Below are 20,061 nucleotides of genomic sequence, written 5' to 3' on the forward strand. Positions count from 1 at the left end.
ACCGCGACATGGTCATGTCTCGGAACAGGTAGCGTTTACCCAATCGATCGGGCTCGGAAAGCGGACGGGAAGCAGCGATAAACAGGGCGGCGATCATGAGAATTGAAAGAAAGTTCACGCGTGAAGGGCAGGACGCGTACGCTGGATTAGAATTTGTTACCACGACATCTGAAATTCGAAACCCAGACGGGACCATCGTGTTCCGTCTTGATGAGGTTGAGGTCCCGGCATCTTGGAGCCAGGTTGCATCCGACGTCATCGCACAGAAATACTTCCGCAAAGCGGGCGTTCCGACAGACCTGAAAAAGGTCAAAGAAAAGGACGTTCCCGAGTTCCTGTGGAAATCCGCACCGGCATCTTCGGATGTTGAAAAGACCGGCGAAACCTCGGCCAAGCAGGTTTTCGACCGTCTGGCGGGTGCGTGGACATACTGGGGCTGGAAGGGCGGCTACTTCACGTCCGAGGCTGACGCACAAGCCTACTATGACGAAATGCGCTACATGCTGGCCACTCAGATGGCTGCACCGAATTCGCCGCAGTGGTTCAACACAGGTTTGCACTGGGCATATGGCATCGACGGTCCGGGGCAGGGCCACCATTATGTCGATTACAAATCTGGCAAGCTGGTAAAATCCCAGTCGGCTTATGAACACCCCCAGCCGCACGCCTGCTTTATCCAATCCGTCTCTGACGATCTGGTAAACGAAGGCGGGATCATGGATCTTTGGGTGCGTGAAGCGCGCCTGTTCAAATACGGCTCTGGCACCGGCACGAACTTTTCGTCCTTGCGGGCCGAGGGCGAATCCCTGTCCGGTGGTGGCAAATCCTCGGGTCTGATGGGCTTCCTGAAAATCGGTGACCGCGCAGCTGGCGCGATCAAGTCTGGCGGCACAACGCGCCGCGCTGCCAAGATGGTGATCTGTGACGCGGATCACCCCGATATCGAAGAATTCATCAACTGGAAGGTCAAGGAAGAGCAAAAGGTTGCGTCGATCGTTGCCGGCTCGAAAATGCACGAGCAGATGCTGAACGCTGTCTTTGACGCGATCCGTAGCTGGGATGGCGCCGAAGCCGACGCTTATGACCCTAAGGTCAACGACAGCCTGAAGCAGGCGGTCCGCGCCGCTAAAAAGGTCGCGATCCCCGAGACGTATATTAAGCGCGTTCTGGATTACGCACGTCAGGGCTATGCCTCGATCGAATTCCCGACGTATGACACTGACTGGGATTCGGAAGCCTATGCGTCTGTTTCCGGCCAGAACTCGAATAACTCGATCCGTGTAACCGACGCGTTCCTGAAAGCGGTCCGTGAAGACGCAGATTGGGAACTGATCCGCCGTACAGACGGCAAGGTCGCGAAAACGATCAAAGCCCGCAAGCTTTGGGAAGACGTTGGCCACGCGGCATGGGCCTGCGCCGATCCGGGTATCCAGTTCCACGACACTGTCAACGCATGGCACACATGCCCCGAAGACGGTGAGATTCGCGGTTCAAACCCTTGTTCCGAATACATGTTCCTTGATGACACGGCCTGTAACCTTGCGTCGATGAACCTGCTGACCTTCCTTGAGGATGGTAAGTTCAAGGCCGAGGAATACATGCATGCGACACGTCTTTGGACGCTGACGCTGGAAATCTCGGTTCTGATGGCGCAGTTCCCGTCCAAGGAAATCGCTCAGCTGAGCTACGACTTCCGTACGCTGGGTCTGGGCTATGCCAACATCGGCGGCCTGCTGATGAACATGGGTTACTCCTATGACTCGGATGAAGGTCGCGCGCTTTGCGGTGCTCTGACAGCGATCATGACCGGCGTTGCTTACGCGACATCTGCTGAAGTGGCGGGCGAGCTGGGTACATTCGCTGGCTATAAGCGCAACAAAGACCACATGCAGCGCGTCATCCGGAACCACCGCAATGCGGCCTACGGCGCGACAAGCGGATATGAGAAGCTGGCGGTGAAGCCGGTCGCTCTCGACCACGCAAACTGCCCTGATCCGCTTCTGGTCGAGCTGGCGATGTCCAGCTGGGACGAGGCGCTGCGTCTGGGTGAAAAGAACGGCTTCCGTAACGCGCAGACAACCGTGATTGCGCCGACAGGTACCATCGGTCTGGTTATGGACTGCGACACAACAGGTATCGAGCCTGACTTCGCCTTGGTGAAGTTCAAGAAGCTGGCTGGCGGCGGTTACTTCAAGATCATCAACCAGTCGGTTCCGGCCGCGTTGGAGAAACTGGGCTACGACTCGGCCCAGATCGAAGACATCATTGGTTACGCAGTGGGTCACGGCTCGATTGCCGAGGCACCGGCGATCAACCACACGTCGCTAGTGGGTCACGGCTTTGGTCCGGCGCAGATCGAGCGGATCGAACAGGCGCTTGGTTCGGCCTTTGACATCCGCTTTGTGTTCAACCAGTGGACGCTGGGTGAAGAGTTCTGCACCGAAGTTCTGGGCATCCCGACCGAACGTCTGAATGACCCGAGCTTTGATCTGCTGCGCCACCTTGGCTACAGCCGCAAAGACATCGAAGCAGCCAATGACTATGTCTGCGGGACAATGACGCTTGAAGGTGCGCCGCACCTGAAAGTTGAACATTATCCGGTGTTTGACTGTGCGAACCCCTGTGGCAAGAAAGGCAAACGCTTCTTGTCGGTCGACAGCCACATCTACATGATGGCAGCGGCGCAGTCGTTCATTTCGGGTGCGATTTCCAAGACGATCAACATGCCGAATGACGCGTCTATCGAAGACTGTCAGAAGGCCTATGAACTGTCCTGGTCGCTGGGTGTTAAGGCCAATGCCCTCTACCGCGATGGTTCCAAACTCAGCCAGCCTTTGGCGGCGGCACTGGTCGAGGATGACGAGGACGCGCAAGAGGTTCTGGAAACAGGCTCGATGCAGGAAAAGGCCGCTGTGCTGGCCGAAAAGATCGTCGAGAAGGTCGTCATCAAGGAAATCATCAAGTCCGAGCGCACCAAGATGCCGGAACGCCGCAAGGGGTACACCCAGAAGGCCGTTGTCGGTGGTCACAAGGTGTACCTGCGGACCGGTGAGTACGAAGATGGCTCCTTGGGTGAAATCTTTATCGACATGCACAAGGAAGGCGCGGGCTTCCGTGCGATGATGAACAACTTCGCCATCGCCGTGTCCGTCGGTCTTCAGTACGGTGTTCCGCTGGAAGAGTTCGTTGACGCCTTCACCTTCACCAAGTTCGAACCGGCAGGCATGGTTCAGGGCAACGACAGCATCAAGAATGCAACGTCGATCCTTGATTACATCTTCCGCGAACTGGCCGTGTCCTATCTGGACCGCACCGATCTGGCGCATGTCAAACCCGAAGGCGCGACATTCGACGACATCGGCCGTGGCGAAGAAGAGGGCGTGTCCAACGTCAAGGAACTGAGCGAAAGCGCAGCCTCGAAAAGCCTTGAGGTTCTGAAGCAGATCAGTTCGACCGGTTACCTGCGCAAGCGTGTGCCGCAAGAACTGGTGGTTCTGCAGGGCGGGCAGGCGGCAACAGCCTTTTCCGCGCCGATGGATGCCTCTGCAGCGCTCAGCACGTTGGTACCTGAAACATCGACATCCACAACGGTGTCTGTGGCCGCGCGTGCGACCACGACGACATCCACAGGCATGGACGCATCGACCAAAGCCAAAATGCAGGGCTACGAAGGCGATCCGTGCGGCGAATGCGGAAACTACACGCTGGTGCGCAACGGCACCTGTATGAAGTGCAACACATGTGGCGGCACCTCTGGGTGCAGTTAAGGGACAAGGGGCGCTGCGGTGCCCCTGACGCGACCGGGCCGCAGGCAAAAAACTAGGGCGGTGAAATGATGAGCCTGAGTTCGCGAGACTCATAAGGGGGCGGGAACGCCCCCTTTTTTTATGCGTTGCCCTTGGGGCATTAAAAAACCGGCCCAAGGGCCGGTTTTTATTCGTTTTGTCTGGCGGAATTAGCCAGCGAGTGCCTTGTTCAGGTTCTCATCCAGTTTTTCAAGGAAGCCCATCGTGGTCAGCCATTTCTGATCTGGACCAACCAGCAGAGCCAAGTCTTTGGTCATAAAGCCGGATTCAACCGTATCGACGACGACCTTTTCCAACGTGGTGGCAAAGTTCATCAGCGGGGTGTTGTTATCCAGTTTCGCACGATGCTTCAGACCACCTGTCCACGCAAAGATCGACGCGATCGAGTTGGTCGAGGTTTGCTTGCCTTCCTGATGCTGGCGATAGTGGCGCGTGACGGTGCCGTGGGCGGCCTCCGCCTCGACGATCTTGCCGTCCGGTGTCATCAGTTGCGAAGTCATCAGGCCCAGCGAACCGAAGCCCTGCGCCACGGTATCGGACTGCACGTCGCCATCGTAGTTCTTACAGGCCCAGACGAAACCGCCGTTCCACTTCATCGCACAGGCGACCATGTCGTCGATCAGGCGGTGCTGGTACGTGATACCTTTTTCTTCGAACTGCTTGGCGAATTCGTTGTCGAACACCTCTTGGAAGATTTCCATGAAGCGTCCGTCGTATTGCTTCAAAATGGTGTTCTTTGTCGACAGATACACCGGCCATCCCAACTGCAGGCCGTAATTGAACGTCGCGCGGGCGAAGTCATAGATCGATTTGTCGAGGTTATACATCGACATAAAGACACCGGCGTCGGGGGCGTCGAACACTTCTTTCTCGATCACCTGACCGTCTTCGCCAACGAACTTCATCGTCAGCTTGCCGGGGCCGGGGAACTTGATGTCAGTGGCTTTGTACTGGTCACCAAAGGCGTGACGACCGATCACGATGGGACGCGTCCAGCCGGGAACAAGGCGAGGGACGTTTTTACAAATGATCGGCGCGCGGAACACAACGCCGCCAAGGATGTTGCGGATCGTGCCGTTGGGCGAGCGCCACATCTTTTTCAGGCCGAACTCTTCTACGCGGGCTTCATCAGGTGTGATGGTGGCACATTTGACCGCGACGCCGACCTCTTTGGTCTTTTCTGCGGCGTCGATGGTGATCTGGTCTTCTGTGCGATCGCGTTCTTCGATGCCCAGATCGTAGTACAGCAGATCAAGATCCAGATAGGGCAAGATCAGTTTCTGTTTGATGAAGTCCCACATGATGCGGGTCATCTCATCGCCGTCCATTTCGACGATGGGGTTCTCAACCTTGATTTTCGACATGGGAGGAGTCCTTCCTGGGCTGAATTTTCGCGTGTTCATAACGCGGTTCGCTCAGGAAGGAAAGCTTTGTATGCGAATGTATACTGAATTTCTTCAGGTGACCATTACAAGGTCGCCGCAGCTTCCTCTGCTTCGCGACGCGACATTGCCTGCATCAACGCGAAGGCGATGATTGCAAGGCACAAGATCCCCGTAGCAAGTGGAACCGGCGTGCCGTCAAACATCAAACCCAGTGGTGCGGCAATGATCACAGCGGCGACCGTGGACACCGCGCCAATGACGCTGGATGCCAAACCGGCGATGTGCCCCATAGGTTCAAGCGCGATGGCGTTCAGGTTGCCGATGGACATGCCGATCATGAAGAAAACCGACGTCTGCCAAGCCACAAAACCAAAGAAGGTTGCCGTCGCGCCCAAGTCAGAAAAATAGACCAGAAGCATCGCCGAGGATGCGAAAATCTGAAATGTGATGACAGCATTGATGATCCGACGCATACCCAGTTTGATCACCAGCCGTGCGTTCAGCAAAGATCCGCACCCCGACAACAAAGCCACCATAAAGAACCACAGGTGGAAATTCTCGGCCTGATCAAAGGTGACGTCGTAGATTTGCTGAACCGATGAAATCATTGCGAACAACATACCAAACACCAGGCACTGAACAGCGATAGACAGGCGCACCATCGGGTGGGCGATCATTTCCAGCAAGGCAGCCCAGATCGCGCGGAAACTGAATGGACGGCGTTCCTCAATGGGCAGGGTTTCGGGCATCCGAACGCCGAACCAGATGCCGTTGATAATCGAAAACACAAGGAACGCGGCAAAGATTGCGTGCCATTCGCCGAAGATCAGGATGAAGGCACCAAGCGACGGTGCGACGGCGGGGAAGATGGTAAAGACCATCATAACAAACGACATCAGACGCGCCATTTCCCGGCCCGAGAACTGGTCACGGATGATCGCCAGCGACACGACGCGCGGGCCAGCTGCCCCAAGGCCCTGAATCAAGCGAGACACCAGCAGAAATTCAAGCGACTGAGCATAGATGGATGCGGCCGCGCCCACACAATAAAGCGCCGCACCGCCGATCACGACGTTCTTGCGGCCCAATGTGTCCGACAAGGGGCCGGTCACAAACGTGCCCAGACCCATGCCCAGAACAAAGCTTGTCAGAACAAGCTGCGCGGCGTTCGGATTTTCGGGGGATAGCTCCAATGCGATTTGGGGCAGGGCAGGCAGCATGGCGTCCATGGAAATCGCGATTGTCGCGAACATCATGGCAATCAGCGCTACCAATTCGACTCGATGCATTTTCAGGGGCACAGAGGGCTTCCTTTCTGGTCGGTACCAGCATTTTGAAATATTTAGATACCGTGCGGTTTCCTAATATTGGAATTTATTCCTATTCCGTCTTTTGGCAAGACAAGATTTCTGCAGGTGCGAAAAAATTTTGATTTTGTTTATTTAGGCGGCTGCGCGCAGCTCTTCGATGACTTTCAGCCAAAGTTCGGGCTGTTGTGCGCCGGGGACCGCGTGCTGGCCCGCAACCACGAAGGTCGGCACCGACGTAATTCCCATCTGCCGCGCAGCCTCGTCGCGTTTCTTGATGTCTTCCACGTCGGCATCAGAGGCCAGTAGGCGATGGATCACGCTTGCATCCAAACCGATGCCGTCGGCGATGTCGCACAGTACCTCGTGGTCACCAATATCACGGCCTTCGACAAAGTAGGCCTTGAACAGCGACGAAACTGCCGCTGTCTGGCGACCTTCGATACCGGCCCAATGGATCAGACGATGCGCGTCCAGCGTGTTCGGCGTTTTCTGGATCGCATCCAGATTGATAGTGATCTTCTGCGCCTCACACATTTCAACCAAGGGCATGTAAGCCGCTACTGCCCCTTCTTGGCCGTTGAACTTTCCTTCCAGATAAGCACGACGGTCCATGCCTTCGCGGGGCATAGTGGGGTTGAGCTGAAATGGGTGCCATTCGATTTCGAACGGGTGATCCGGCGATTGTTCCAAGGCGCGATCCAAAAGCGTTTTGCCAACATAGCACCAGGGGCAAATCGGGTCCGACATGATATCCAGTTTGACCATAGTTGATGCCTTTCCTTTGTAGGACAATGCTAACAGCAAAACGTCGAAATAAGCCCGAGCCTTTAGTGGGTGTTTCGCGGAATGTCACGAAGCGCTTTGCGAAGTAATTTGCCATTGGGGTTCTTTGGCAATGCATCGAGTTGAACAAAGATGCGGGGCTGTTTGTAGCGGGCCAGACGTTCTGCGCACCAGTCTTGCAAGTCGCTTTCACTAAGCGGTTCGGAAGACACGAAAAACGCGGCGATCAGGCGGACGTCTTCTTTGACTTCGATGTCCGTAGCGCCAACTTCCGAAATCGCTGGATGTTGTAGCAGCGCGTTCTCGACCTCGACAGGCGAAACGCGGAAACCGCCCGCGTTCATCATGTCATCGTTGCGGCCAAGAAAGCGGATGCGACCGTCTGATTCCATTGCGCCCAGATCACCGGTGGTAAACCAGTCACCTTGGAAGCGGCTTTTGGTTTCTTCTTCGGCGCCGATATAGCCCAGCATCAAACCGGGGTCGGTGTTATGGATCGCAATCTGGCCCGGTTCGCCAAGCTCGACAGGGCCGTCATCGCCCAGAATAGCTATCCGGCGTCCAACTTGCGGTTTGCCAAGGTATCCTTCCGACAGATCGGTTGTGGTGGGTTCGGTCGAGATAAAGGTCGAACATTCGGACATGCCATAAGCTTCGAAAATCGGCGTACCGGTTGCTTCTTGCCAAGCGCTCAGGATGGACTGGGGAAGTTTCTCACCTGCAGAAAGGCCATGGCGGAGTTTCGGGAAGGACAGGTTCGGTTGTTTCAGGATCTGGCGATAGACGCCTGGGACAGCGGCGAAAATGGTAGCCTCATTGCGTTTGATCAGCAGTGGCAACTGGTCAGGCGTGACATTGCTGGCTGGCACCAGAGCCGTTGCGCCCATGGTCCATGGGTCCATCAGGCCAGTGCCCAAGGTGAACGTCCAGTTGAACGCCCCCGCATGACAAAGACGGTCGTCCGGTGTCAGGCCGTACCAGCCCTTCATCATCATCTGACGTGCCCAGATCGCGCGATGTGCGTGGCCAACGGCACGAGGGACGCCAGAGGTGCCGGATGTGAAGACGATATAGCCAAGGCGTTCAGGATCGCCGAAATGGTAATCAGCCGCAGGCAGGTCGCGCCACTGATGCAGTGTCTCTTGATCGAATGCTGGGATACCCAGTTCGGGGCAGGGCGTGGTTTCATCCCTGACAACACAGGCCAGATCCAGAACCTTGGACATCTTTTCGATCTCGGGCGCTGTCAGCTGGGCCGAGGTGGGCACAGGAACCAGGCCTGCTGCCAAGGCCCCCAGAAACGCGATTGGAAAATCAACGGTATTGCCCAGCCGCATCAATACCTGTTGGCCCGGTGTCAGGCCCTGATCCAGAAGGCCGCGCGCGGTGCCCAGAATGGCGGCTGTCAGTTTGGCATAGCTCCACCGTTCTGCGCCTGTCGGCTTTAGAATGGACAGGGCGATTTTGTCAGGTGTGGCTTGACCCGCTGCCAGAACATGGGCGGCCATATTGAACGGGGTCGGGCAGGGCGCAAAGGGCCCTTTATCAAAAACAGACAGCATGGCGCGGACTTAGGTCCAAACCAACGATCTTGCAAGCTACGAGGACCGCGCCTATAGCTTTGATATGAGCGAAGGTGATCCCAAAAGTCTGATCAAAATTGCCCGTGAAAACGGTCAAGACGGCGAAATCGAAGCCCTGAACCTGGGCGAACGCGTGCGCGATTTGCGCAAAGCACGCGACTGGACGCTTGAACAAGCGGCCAAACAGGCGGGGCTTGCCCGGTCTACGCTGTCCAAGATTGAAAACGGTCAGATGTCACCGACCTATGACGCCTTGAAGAAACTGGCGACAGGGCTTGAGATTTCAGTGCCCCAGTTGTTCACGCCGCCCAAGCGCGACCAGATCAACGGTCGTCTGGCTTTTACGAAGAACGGCAATGGCCAGCAACAGGCAACTGCGACCTACGAACACGAACTGCTGGCGGAAACGCTGACGAAAAAGCAGATGCTTCCGTATCGTGCCCGTGTACGTGCGCGGTCGATGGATGAATTCGATGGTTGGGTGCGCCATGACGGCGAAGAGTTTCTGTACGTGCTGACCGGTGTGATCCAGCTATACACAGAATTCTATGAACCCATCGAAATGCGCCGTGGCGACAGTGCCTATTACGATGCCACGATGGGCCACAACGTTGTGTCTATCAGCGACGAGGACGCGACCATCCTGTGGGTCACGTCGCTCGCCTGATCTAATCAGAACCAGCCTTGAACTGTTCTGGAAGCAGACGAGATATCCTCGCCTGCGCCTTCTATTGTGCCGCAGCTTGCCAGCATGAGTGTTGCGGCCAGAAAAATGCTGATGCGCATTCCTATCACTCCTCTTCCCACCACCAGACATCCGGTTGCCAACCGATCCAGTCACCGTAGATCGGCAGTGTCTCGGGATATTTCAGTTCCTTGACGTGGGCAATCCGGCTGGACGAGAAATCATAGATCGGAATGACATAGCGGCCACTGGTCAGGATACGGTCCAATGCCTTGGTCGCGGCGACAAATTCGTTTTGGTCGGTCGAGTTCAGGATCGTATCGATCATCGCTTCGGCCGCGGGAGAGTTCATGCCCATCAGGTTGCGCGAACCGGGCTCGGTCACGCCTTTGGACCCCCAGTACAGATGCTGTTCATTGCCCGGAGATAGCGACAGGCCGCGGCGGTAGTAGGTCATGCCAAAGTCATAGGCATTGACGCGTTCCTTGTACTGGGCGCTGTCGATCATCGTCACTTGCGGGGTGATCCCCATGCGGGACAGAGCCTCGACATACAGATCGATGATCGATTGCGCCTCGCCCGAACCTTGGCTGAGCACGATCTCAAAGGTGAACGGCGTTCCATTCGCATCGGCCATGACACCGTCCTGAATGGTCCAGCCCGCTTGCTCCATCAGATCAATCGCGGCGCGCAGGTTTTTGCGGTTGCGTTCCGATCCATCGCTGACAGGCAGGGCATAGCCCTCGATCGCGCCCGGAAGCAGATCGTCAGCGAAGGGTTCAAGGAATTCCAGAACGCGGCCTTTCGCGGGACCATTGTCCATACCCAGTTGCGAGTTGCTGAAATACGACCCGATCCGCGCCTGACGGCCGCCAGTCATCGCGTCGTTGATGTATTCAAAGTTGAACGCCTGAATAAGCGCCTCGCGCACGCGCCAGTCTTGGAACGCGGGCAGGCGGGTGTTCATGACAAAGCCCGTCATGCCGGTGGGGCGCTGATGCGGGATCAGGGACTTAACGACATCACCGTTCTGAACGGCTGGGAAGTCGAACTGCGTTTCCCACTTTTCGGCGTTGGTTTCACGATGGGAATTCAGGATGCCTGCCTTGAAGCCTTCGAACATGACCTGCGCATCGCCGAAGAATTCCATGCGGATTTCATCAAGGTTGGCCACGCCCTGCATGAACGGCACATCCTTGCCCCAGTAATCGGGGTTGCGCGTCAGGGTCACGTATCGACCGGCTTCGAAATCCGAGATCGTGTAGGGGGCGGTGGTGATCGGAATGTCTTCCAAACCGGATTCCGCGAAATCCTTGCCGTCCCACTGTGCCTTTTTAAGGATCGGACGCATGCCAAGGATGAGCGGTAACTCACGGTCTTCGACGTTGAAGGTGAACTTGACCTTGCGGTCGCCTGTTTTCTCCATCGTGGCGATCTTTTCCCACGAACCGCGATAGCGTGGGTGGCCCACAGTGCCCAAGGCTTCATAAGACCACATGACGTCCTCGACGGTCACAGGCGTGCCATCCGAGAACTTGGCTTCTTCACGAAGCGTAAATTCTACCCAGCTACGGTCATCCGGCACCTCAATCGATTCGGCCAGGAGGCCGTACAGTGCGAAAGGTTCGCCATAGTTGCGGGCCATCAGGCTTTCGTAGGCCAGAAAACGAAGCTGCCACGGAACCGACCCTTTCAGGATGTGGGGGTTCAAGCTGTCAAAGCTGCCGACCTCGCCGGTCACGATCCGGCCACCTTTGGGGGCCTCTGGATTGGCGTAGGGTAGGGACACAAAATCGGGTGGAAGCGCGGGCTCGCCGTACATAGCTATGCCATGCTTTGGTTCGGCTGTCGCAGAGGCCGCAATTGCCGCCAATGCAAGGCCCCCGAGAACGCGGCGGAAACGCCCGTTTAAATTGCTGCTCATGTTTGAATTTCCTTTGGTCCCAAACCGTTTCTTTGCGTGAACGATACGGGGGGATTCCGGCATTTTCAAACTTTTAGCTTGGATTCATGATGCGAAAAGCTTATGAACTAAGCACTGCTCGATAGGTTTCTTGCCTGTATGAAACCTGCCTCAATAACTGAACGCCAGCCTTGTGCTGGCGTTTTTTTTTGTCCTCCAAAATCCTCAGAGCCATGAAAATAAGGGGGATTCACAGGTAGTGGCGCGTGATCCGGCTAATCAGAGCTTTGCGACTCGTTCAGGTCGTTCGCGATTCCGCAGTTCTATCTGGGCACGAATCTGCCAAGAATCGGGGGGATATCTTAACGCCCCGCGCCGGACGGTAGATTGATCGTAACAGCGCGTTGTTGCGCAGGCATGGATTTCATGTCCAATTCAGCAAAGATTGTCGCAATTTCGGAACGAATGCCCGAAAAATGCGTTTTCTCGCAAGTGCAGAATGTTATGCTGCAAAAGCATTGTGAATGGAGATGATATGACCCTTTCAGGAAAAACAGCGATTATTACCGGTTCCAATTCGGGCATCGGTCTGGGCGTGGCCCGAGAACTTGCCAAAGCCGGTGCCGACGTCATCTTGAACTCCTTCACAGATAACGAAGAAGACCACGCGCTGGCCGAAGAACTTGGCAAGGAATTCGGCGTGAAAGCACGCTACATCCAGGCCGACATGTCCAAGGCCGACCAGTGCCGCGCGCTGATCGAAAAGGCGGGCGTTTGCGATATTCTGGTCAACAACGCGGGCATCCAGCACGTCGCCCCGATTGACGAGTTTCCGGTCGAGAAATGGGATGCGATCATTGCGATCAATATGAACTCTGCTTTCCACTGCACTGCAGCCGCTTTGCCGCTGATGCGCAAGGCGGGGTGGGGTCGTGTGATCAACGTCGCCAGCGCCCACGGCCTGACCGCTTCGCCCTATAAATCGGCCTATGTCGCGGCCAAGCACGGTGTTGTGGGCATGACCAAGGTCGTTGCGCTGGAAACGGCCAAGGAAAAGATCACCGCGAACGCGATTTGTCCGGGCTACGTTCTGACCCCGCTGGTCGAGGCGCAGATCCCCGACACCGCGAAAAAGTACGACATGACCGAGGACGAAGCCAAAGAGAAGGTAATCCTTGAGCGTCAGCCATCCAAGGAATTTGCCACCACCGAACAGATCGGCGGCACAGCGGTCTTCCTGTGTTCATCGGCTGCCGACCAGATCACCGGCACAACGATCAGCGTCGACGGTGGTTGGACGGCGCTCTGATCCGTTGACGGCCTGAAAATCGAAATTACACAGGGGCCCTTCTGGTTTTCCGGAAGGGTCACGTCTATGTGACCCTGTAATCAGGAGAGCCCCATGCGCAGCAGCACTGCAGACATCACCGCCAAAGACCGTCGCTCCGGATGGGAGATCATCAAGAAGGTGGCACCTTACCTGTGGCCCGAGGGCCAAACATGGGTAAAGCGCCGTGTTGTGATCTCGATGGCGCTGCTGATCGTGGCCAAGATCATCGCTGTCAGCACGCCGTTCTTCTACAAAGCGGCCATCGACAAGCTGACAGGTGACAGTGTCGATCCTGCGTGGACGCTGGGTGTTGGTGCGGTTGGTTTGACAGTCGCCTACGGTATGGCGCGGGTGCTGAATTCTGGTTTCCAGCAACTGCGTGATGCGGTCTTTGCACGCGTTGGGCAACGGGCGCTGCGCAGGCTGGCGCTTCGGACCTTCCGGCATATCCACCAGCTTTCGCTGCGCTACCACATCACGCGCCGCACGGGTGGTCTGTCGCGGATCATTGAACGCGGTGTGAAGGGCGTCGAGTTTCTGCTGCGCTTTATGCTGTTCAGCATCGGCCCCTTGCTGTTGGAACTGATCCTGGTGGCCGGAGCGCTCTATTTTGCGCTGGATGTTTGGTATCTGGTGGTCGTCGTTCTCACCATTGTGCTGTACGTGACCTTCACGTTCAAAGTCACCGAATGGCGGGTCAAGCTGCGTCGGGTGATGAACGAACAGGACACCGACGCGAACCAGAAAGCCATCGACAGTCTTCTCAACTTTGAAACGGTCAAATACTTCGGAGCCGAGGATCGCGAAACCGAACGGTACGATCAGGCGATGCGCAAATACGAAAGCGCTGCTGTCAAAACGTCGACCTCGCTTGCGATGCTGAACTTCGGTCAGGCGCTGATCATCACCAGCGGTCTGGTTATTGTGATGGTCATGGCAGCCATCGGCGTTCAGAACGGGTCGCTGACAGTCGGTGATCTGGTCATGGTCAACGCCCTGATGATCCAGATTACGATGCCTTTGAACTTCCTTGGCACGGTCTATCGCGAAATCCGCCAAAGCCTTGTGGATATGGGCGAGATGTTCGACCTGCTGGAGCAGCCAGCCGAAGTGTCGGACAAACCGAATGCGCCTGCCTTGAACGTTTCCGGCGGGGTGGTCGAGTTGGACAATGTCGTCTTCGGCTACGAGGCCGAACGCCCCATCCTGAAAGGTGTGTCGGTTACCGTGAACGCAGGCGAGACTGTTGCCTTGGTCGGCCCGTCCGGGTCTGGTAAATCCACCATCGGGCGTCTGCTTTTCCGTTTCTATGACGTCAAAGGCGGTGCGATTAAAATCGACGGGCAGGACATCCGCGATGTCACGCAGGAAAGCCTGCATAAGTCGATCGGTGTGGTTCCTCAGGACACAGTGCTGTTCAATGACACCATCCGATACAACATCGCATACGGCCGTGCGGATGCGACCGAAGCCGATATTGTCGAAGCCGCGCAAGCCGCCCAGATCCATGACTTCATCGTGTCTTTGCCAGACGGTTACGACACCACTGTTGGTGAACGTGGGCTTAAGCTGTCTGGTGGTGAAAAACAGCGGGTCGGGATTGCGCGCACGTTGCTCAAAAACCCGCCAATCCTGTTGCTGGACGAGGCGACCTCGGCCCTCGATACCGAAACCGAACAGGGCATTCAATCGGCACTGGCCCGCGCGGGCGAAGGGCGCACCGTTCTGACAATCGCGCATCGTCTGTCGACCGTGGCGGATGCGGATAAGATCATTGTTCTGGAAGCGGGCGAGATCGTCGAAAGCGGAACGCATGACAATCTGCTGGCCAAGGGCGGGCGCTATGCCAGCCTATGGGCGCGTCAGGCCGCAGATCGTAACGCGGCCTGAGCTAGGTTTCCTGGGCCGCTTATTCGGCGGCCCTTAGCGGCATTCCCGATTTCGGCTTGTCAGGTGTCGAAGACGTCTCGCCCCCGTCTTCCCACAGGATTGTCGGCACCTCGACGTGGCGGGATTCACGTCGCATTGCCCAATCCCGTGCGATTTCGCTGCCGCGACCAAAGGATAGACGTGCCAGCAAACGGCCCAGCCATTGCGCGTATTTGACTGTCCAGACCCGCAGCGCCAGCATCGACGGCGTAAAGACAAGCGTCAGAACGGTCGCAATGCCAAGGCCGAAGACCACTGCCGTCGCCAGTTGTTTCCACCAGAGTGATGTGGGGCTGTTCAGCGCATAGCTGCCGCCGAAGAAATCAAGGCTTAGGCCGAACATCATCGGCGCAAGGCCTGCCATCGTTGTGATCGTGGTCAGCAAAACAGGACGAATGCGCGATTCAGCAGTGCGGATGATCGCCTCGATCCGAGGCATGTGGACCTCGTATTCCTGATAGGTGTCGATCAGAACGATGTTGTTGTTCACCACGATCCCCGCAAGCGCTACGATGCCGGTGCCGGTCATGATGATCGAGAACGTCTGACCCATCAGAAGCATGCCGATCAGAACGCCTGCGGTAGACAGGATCACAGCCAGCAGAACCAGAACCGAGTTGTAGAAAGAGTTGAACTGCGCGAGCAGGATGATGAACATCAGGCCCAAAGCGGCTGTGAAGGCGCTGCTGAGGAAGGCGGCGCTTTCCTCTTGGTCTTCTTGGTCGCCGGTCCATTCCCATTCGATGCCAGCGGGGAACGGCTTGGTATCGAGCCATTCTGTCAGCACCTCGATCCGTTCGTTCGGATTCACCGGCACTGCCGCCAGTTTAAAGCTGTCCGGCAGGGTGGCCGTGAAATCAGCGACACGGGTTTCGAACTCGGCAAAGCTTGGAATGCCCGAAGCAGCGACACCGTTCTCTTCGGCGGTTGTGATCAGCGCATCGTACTGGCCACGCCAGAACTCGGTGTCACGATCCATCGTGTCAAAGGTGTAGGAATAGCTCTTCTCACCGATCTGCAGCGCGCCATCTTCGTCCGCCAGAGCGTAGCCAAGGATCGCGCCATCCGCATTCGCGCGGATTTTGAACAGGTCGGCTGTCACGTCGGCTTTCACGTCGAAATAGCGTTTCTGATCAACGCGGCTGATTTCGGCCAGCTTGGCGACCGGTTCACGCGTAATAAAGTTCGACAGTGGCACAAGGCCTTCGTTCGTGCGGACCTTAAGGGAATCCAGCGTCGACAACAGGCGGTCTTTTTCCGGCAGGCGCACGCGGATGTCGATTTCTTCATCCGATGTATCAACGCGCATCGTGTCCAGCAGAATGCCGCGGGTCACAAGCTGAACCATCGCGCCGACGGCAGCCACGTTGGCGCCATAGCGACCGGCCTTTTCAACATCCACGTCAATCTGCCAATCGATGCCGGGCAGGGGTAGCGTGTCTTCGATCAGGCGCAGACCAGCGGTTTCTTCGAACTGGGCACGGGTCAGTTCCGTTGCTGTGATCAGGTCATCCCAGTTGTCACCTTTGACCCGCAGGTGAACAGGCTTGGCCGACGCCGGACCCATCGCAAGGTTCAGGATTTCGGTGCGGATGCCGGGGATGGTCGACAGTTCTTCCGTCAGTTCGGAAATCACCGTGTCGCCGTCAAGCGCGGGGTTCTTCACGTCGATCTCAAAACCGAAGTCGAGGAAGGGCAGCGGCTTCCAGATCTCGCGTGCGTCGGGGCGTTCTTCCCATGGAATGGTTTCGAACTGGATCTGACCGATGGTGTCTTTGGGCGGTTGCGCACCACCTGTGTTGGACGACAGGCCACCGTCGCCCGCAAAGGAAAAGGCCGTCTGTACGCCCGGATGGTTGAGAACCACCTGTTCCGCACGCCGCACCAGCGCGTCTTTTTCAGCAAGGCTCAGGTTGCCACGCGCCATGACGTAAACCAGCGCCTGTTCGGGCTCGGTTTCGACAAAGAATTCGGTGCCGTTGTTGTTTTCGCCAAAGTAGCTGAAGGTCGACATGACGAACATCACCACGGCGGCAATTGTCACAAGAGGCATGATCGGGTTGCCGACGATGAACGACATGAAGCGCCCGAACATCGTGCGGCGGTACCCTGCATCTACGCGGTCTTTCTTGCGATGGATCGCTGCTGCATCCATGACGATCGAGGTCAGTGAGGCGAAGATCAGGAAAACAATCACGCCCGGCATGTAGGCCATAAAGCCGGTGCCGATTGGTTCAAAAAGATACGCAGGGTTCAGCAACATCATCGCGCCAACGAACATGCCGAACAGAACGACAGGAACCAAAGCCGCGCGAACAGCCCAAGGCGTCGAGGCGCGCAAGGCTTCTGTCGCGTTGTTCAATGTGCGCGAAAAGCGGCCCGAAACACCGCCCATGACAGGCAAATAAATCAGGGCAACGATCAGCGATGCAGACAGAACGAAAATCAAAGTGACTGGCAGCATGCCCATAAATTCGCCCGGAACACCCGGCCAAAACAGCATTGGCAAGAAAGCGCAGAGCGTTGTTGCTGTCGAACTGACCACCGGCCAGAACATCCGTTTCGCGGCCTCGACATAGGCCGACATCGGGCCGGAGCCCTCTGATATGCGTTTGTCGGCATATTCAACAACGACGATCGCGCCATCTACCAGCATCCCGACCGCAAGGATCAGGCCGAACATTACAATGTTCGAAATGGTGATGCCCATGAGGGCCAAGAGCACGAAGCAAAGCAGGAAAGATGTCGGAATAGCGAAACCGACCAGCAGTGCAGGACGCGTGCCCAGCGATGCCAGAACAACGATCATCACAAGCGCAATGGCTGTAAGGACCGACCCTTCAAGCTGGCTGACCATCGAGGCCACGGTACGGCTTTGATCGTTTGAAGTGCCCAGTGAGACCACGGCCTTAAGCTCGTCCGGCCATTCAGCGCGGGCCTCTTCCACCACGCGGCGCACCTCGGCGCTGGTGTCAATCAGGTTGAAACCCTTACGCTTGACCACCTGAAGCGCCACAGACGTTTCACCGTTGAAACGCGCAGTCGAGGTGCGGTCGACGAATGTCAGGTTGATCCGCGCCAGATCACCAAGGGTGATCACGCGGTCGCCGTTGGTTTTGACGGGCAGGTTATAGACGTCCTGCGCATCATCAAAGGACGACGGAATCTTGACCGAGAACGCGCCGGTTTCGGTTTCAACTTCGCCCGCAGCAATCAGCTGGTTGTTGTTTTGAACAACGTCGATCAGTTCGCCTGCGGTCACATTGTAGGATTCCAGGCGCAGCGGATCGATAATGACTTCAAGCATTTCATCGCGGTTGCCAGCAATCCCTGCCTCTAGCACCGCATCCAGACCTTCGATTTTGTCCTGAAGATTTTTGGCAATTTGCACCATCGTCCGTTCCGGCACAGGGCCGGTCAGGTTGACGATGACAATCGGGAACAGCGAAAAGTTGATCTCGTTGATCGAATACTGCTCGGCCCCGTCCGGAAACTTGGCTTCTGCATTGTTCATCGCGTCACGGACGTCGGCCATGACCTTGGTCTTGTCCCAACCGAATTCGAATTCCAGCGCGACACCGGCATAGCCTTCGGCAGCGGTGGACGACATGGTTTTCAGCCCATCAAGGTCCGAAAGCTCGGTCTCCATCGGCTTGACGAGCAGGGTCTCTGAGTCTGTCGCAGAAATGCCGGGGAAGGGGACGGATACGAAAAGAGCCGGAATTTCGATATCCGGCTCGCCTTCTTTCGGCAACGACACGTAGCAATACGCCCCGACGGCAATCGACAGGATGATAAAGGCTATGACCATCCGCGCCCGAGAGGCGGCCCAATCTACGATACCGGTCATTGGAGAACGTCCTCATAGGATGGAATGACAGGCACGCCGTCTGTGACAAATTCCTGACCGACCGTGATGATGTTCACTGTCTCGGGTAGGTCCGCAACCAGCATGCCTTCCTGAGTGTCGCGCAGGATTGTGACGCCCATGAATTGCGCGGTCATATCGTCCGAGACTGTACGCACGCCAATGTCGCCCTGATCGTTTAGGGTCAGCGCAGACTGAGGAACCAGATGCGCAGGCGCGCCTTCGGCCTGGATGCCGATTTCAACGGTTTGGCCTGCGCTGATCTGCAGGGCTGTGTTCGGTACATTGATTTCGACACGGAACGTACGTGTCAGGGCGTCAGCGCGACGCGAAACAAAGGACACGCGACCTGTGATGGTCGACCCGTCGGTGAAACGCGCGCCGGCCGGAGAGCCCACGGCAATCTTGCCAACTTGCGTTTCCGGCACAAAGCCCACCAGTTTGATCGGGTCCAACTGCAGGATCGACGCGCAGTGGCCGCCAGCAGTCAGAAGCGCCCCGAGCTCGGCTGTGTCGGTTTCCAGAAGGCCCGCGAATGGTGCTTTGATGTCCAGCTTGGCGATGTCATCCTTGGCACGGGCCACGCCTGCCTCGGCGGCTTGAATGGCCGCTTGGGCGCTTTCCAGTCCGGCCTTGGCCGCTTCGACACCTGCCTGCGCCGACACAACTGCCGCTTCGCTGCTTCGCAACTGGGCTGTGGCCGCCGCAACGCGGGTTTCCGATGCAAAGCCACCTTCGCTTAGGCGGCTTGCGGCTGTTTCGTTGATCTTGGCTTCGCTCAGCGCTGCATTGGCTTCTGCCAAGCGCGCCTCGGCCTCGGGTACACGGGCCTGTGCCTCTGGAACGCCCGCCAGTGCGTTGGCGTAGGCAGCTTCGGCTTCGGCAAGCGATGTCTGGCGCGTGCCTGGATCCAGTTTGCAGAGCAGTTCGCCTTCCTGAACGAAAGCACCTTTCCGCAGTGGTTCCGAAATAACCTTGCCTGCGGTTTCCGCCATCACGTCCACTTCGCGCATGGCTTCTGTTTCGCCGCGCAGGATGATCTGCGTATCGACCAACTGCGCCGTGCTTTTCAGCGCCATGACGCGCACCTTGGTTTCGGTAGCCGGTTTCTCGGCCTCAGCCTCGGCTGTCTCGACCGGCGTATCGCCCTCGGTGCCCTGTTCTGTTTGCTCTGCCGGGGCTGTGCCGGTTGCAAATGCCATGACTTCGTCCCGTTTCAGAACAACGCCATACAAAATCAGAGCGACCACAATCGCTGTTATCAACGGAACAATTCGCATTCAGTCAGGTCCTGTCGTCTTGGCCGGTCACGGCGGTCTTTGCATGAAAACAAGAAAATTTTAGGGCCGGTTCAATTTCGGTCCCGAAAACTCGGTCGAACCAATCTGTGTCATGCTGCACTTGCAATGTAAACTAATCAGTTCAAATTCACTTTGAAAGCGATATTTAAATCGGAGAGAAAAGTTTCAACCCCTTCGC

At 56.8% G+C, this 20,061-nt stretch carries 12 protein-coding genes; 4 read left to right on the top strand and 8 right to left on the bottom strand.

Annotated features, from left to right (window positions below; genetic code table 11):
* Nucleotides 1-95 precede the first annotated feature (95 nt).
* Nucleotides 96-3,767 carry a vitamin B12-dependent ribonucleotide reductase gene (locus tag AC4FIA_RS05650; RefSeq protein ID WP_490365033.1) on the top strand — a complete coding sequence of 1,224 codons (3,672 nt, stop codon included), beginning with the start codon at nt 96-98 and terminating at the stop codon, nt 3,765-3,767.
* Between the two features lie 188 nt (nt 3,768-3,955).
* Here the strand turns inward: AC4FIA_RS05650 and AC4FIA_RS05655 are convergent, their stop codons facing one another.
* The 4 genes from AC4FIA_RS05655 to AC4FIA_RS05670 form a co-directional block, all read right to left on the bottom strand.
* Nucleotides 3,956-5,170, bottom strand: a complete 1,215-nt coding sequence (locus tag AC4FIA_RS05655; RefSeq protein ID WP_490365034.1) for an NADP-dependent isocitrate dehydrogenase — start codon at nt 5,168-5,170, stop codon at nt 3,956-3,958.
* 104 nt (nt 5,171-5,274) lie between these two features.
* Complete coding sequence (locus AC4FIA_RS05660) at nt 5,275-6,492, bottom strand: multidrug effflux MFS transporter (protein ID WP_490365035.1); 1,218 nt, start codon at nt 6,490-6,492, stop codon at nt 5,275-5,277.
* A 141-nt stretch (nt 6,493-6,633) separates the two neighbouring features.
* Nucleotides 6,634-7,266 (bottom strand): DsbA family oxidoreductase, encoded by a 633-nt coding sequence (locus AC4FIA_RS05665; protein WP_490365036.1) that lies wholly within the window; start codon nt 7,264-7,266, stop codon nt 6,634-6,636.
* Between the two features lie 62 nt (nt 7,267-7,328).
* Nucleotides 7,329-8,846: a class I adenylate-forming enzyme family protein gene (locus AC4FIA_RS05670; RefSeq protein WP_490365037.1), complete on the bottom strand. Its 1,518-nt coding sequence runs from the start codon at nt 8,844-8,846 to the stop codon at nt 7,329-7,331.
* A 64-nt stretch (nt 8,847-8,910) separates the two neighbouring features.
* On the opposite strand from AC4FIA_RS05670, the gene AC4FIA_RS05675 reads away from it, so the two are divergent.
* Entirely contained in the window at nt 8,911-9,534 is a 624-nt protein-coding gene (locus tag AC4FIA_RS05675; RefSeq protein ID WP_490365038.1) for a helix-turn-helix domain-containing protein, read from the top strand.
* A gap of 5 nt (nt 9,535-9,539) precedes the next feature.
* On the opposite strand, the gene AC4FIA_RS05680 is transcribed toward AC4FIA_RS05675, so the two are convergent.
* Together AC4FIA_RS05680 and AC4FIA_RS05685 are read right to left on the bottom strand one after the other, a co-directional pair.
* Nucleotides 9,540-9,653 carry an entericidin EcnA/B family protein gene (locus tag AC4FIA_RS05680; protein WP_103909647.1) on the bottom strand — a complete coding sequence of 38 codons (114 nt, stop codon included), beginning with the start codon at nt 9,651-9,653 and terminating at the stop codon, nt 9,540-9,542.
* A 5-nt stretch (nt 9,654-9,658) separates the two neighbouring features.
* Complete coding sequence (locus tag AC4FIA_RS05685; RefSeq protein ID WP_490365039.1) at nt 9,659-11,476, bottom strand: extracellular solute-binding protein; 1,818 nt, start codon at nt 11,474-11,476, stop codon at nt 9,659-9,661.
* A 514-nt stretch (nt 11,477-11,990) separates the two neighbouring features.
* On the opposite strand from AC4FIA_RS05685, the gene AC4FIA_RS05690 reads away from it, so the two are divergent.
* Together AC4FIA_RS05690 and AC4FIA_RS05695 are read left to right on the top strand one after the other, a co-directional pair.
* A complete protein-coding gene (locus AC4FIA_RS05690) occupies nt 11,991-12,764 on the top strand; it encodes a 3-hydroxybutyrate dehydrogenase (protein ID WP_490365040.1) in 774 nt (257 codons plus the stop codon).
* Nucleotides 12,765-12,857: 93 nt separating this feature from the next.
* Complete coding sequence (locus AC4FIA_RS05695) at nt 12,858-14,675, top strand: ABCB family ABC transporter ATP-binding protein/permease (RefSeq protein ID WP_490365041.1); 1,818 nt, start codon at nt 12,858-12,860, stop codon at nt 14,673-14,675.
* Between the two features lie 19 nt (nt 14,676-14,694).
* On the opposite strand, the gene AC4FIA_RS05700 is transcribed toward AC4FIA_RS05695, so the two are convergent.
* Nucleotides 14,695-18,564, bottom strand: a complete 3,870-nt coding sequence (locus AC4FIA_RS05700; protein WP_490365042.1) for an efflux RND transporter permease subunit — start codon at nt 18,562-18,564, stop codon at nt 14,695-14,697.
* The gene (locus tag AC4FIA_RS05705; RefSeq protein WP_490365043.1) at nt 18,561-19,862 is read right to left on the bottom strand and encodes an efflux RND transporter periplasmic adaptor subunit; all 1,302 of its coding nucleotides are present in this window, start codon (nt 19,860-19,862) and stop codon (nt 18,561-18,563) included. Before AC4FIA_RS05705 ends, AC4FIA_RS05700 begins: the two co-directional genes overlap by 4 nt.
* Nucleotides 19,863-20,061: the final 199 nt, after the last annotated feature.

It is taken from the genome of Thalassococcus sp. (genome assembly GCF_982780845.1).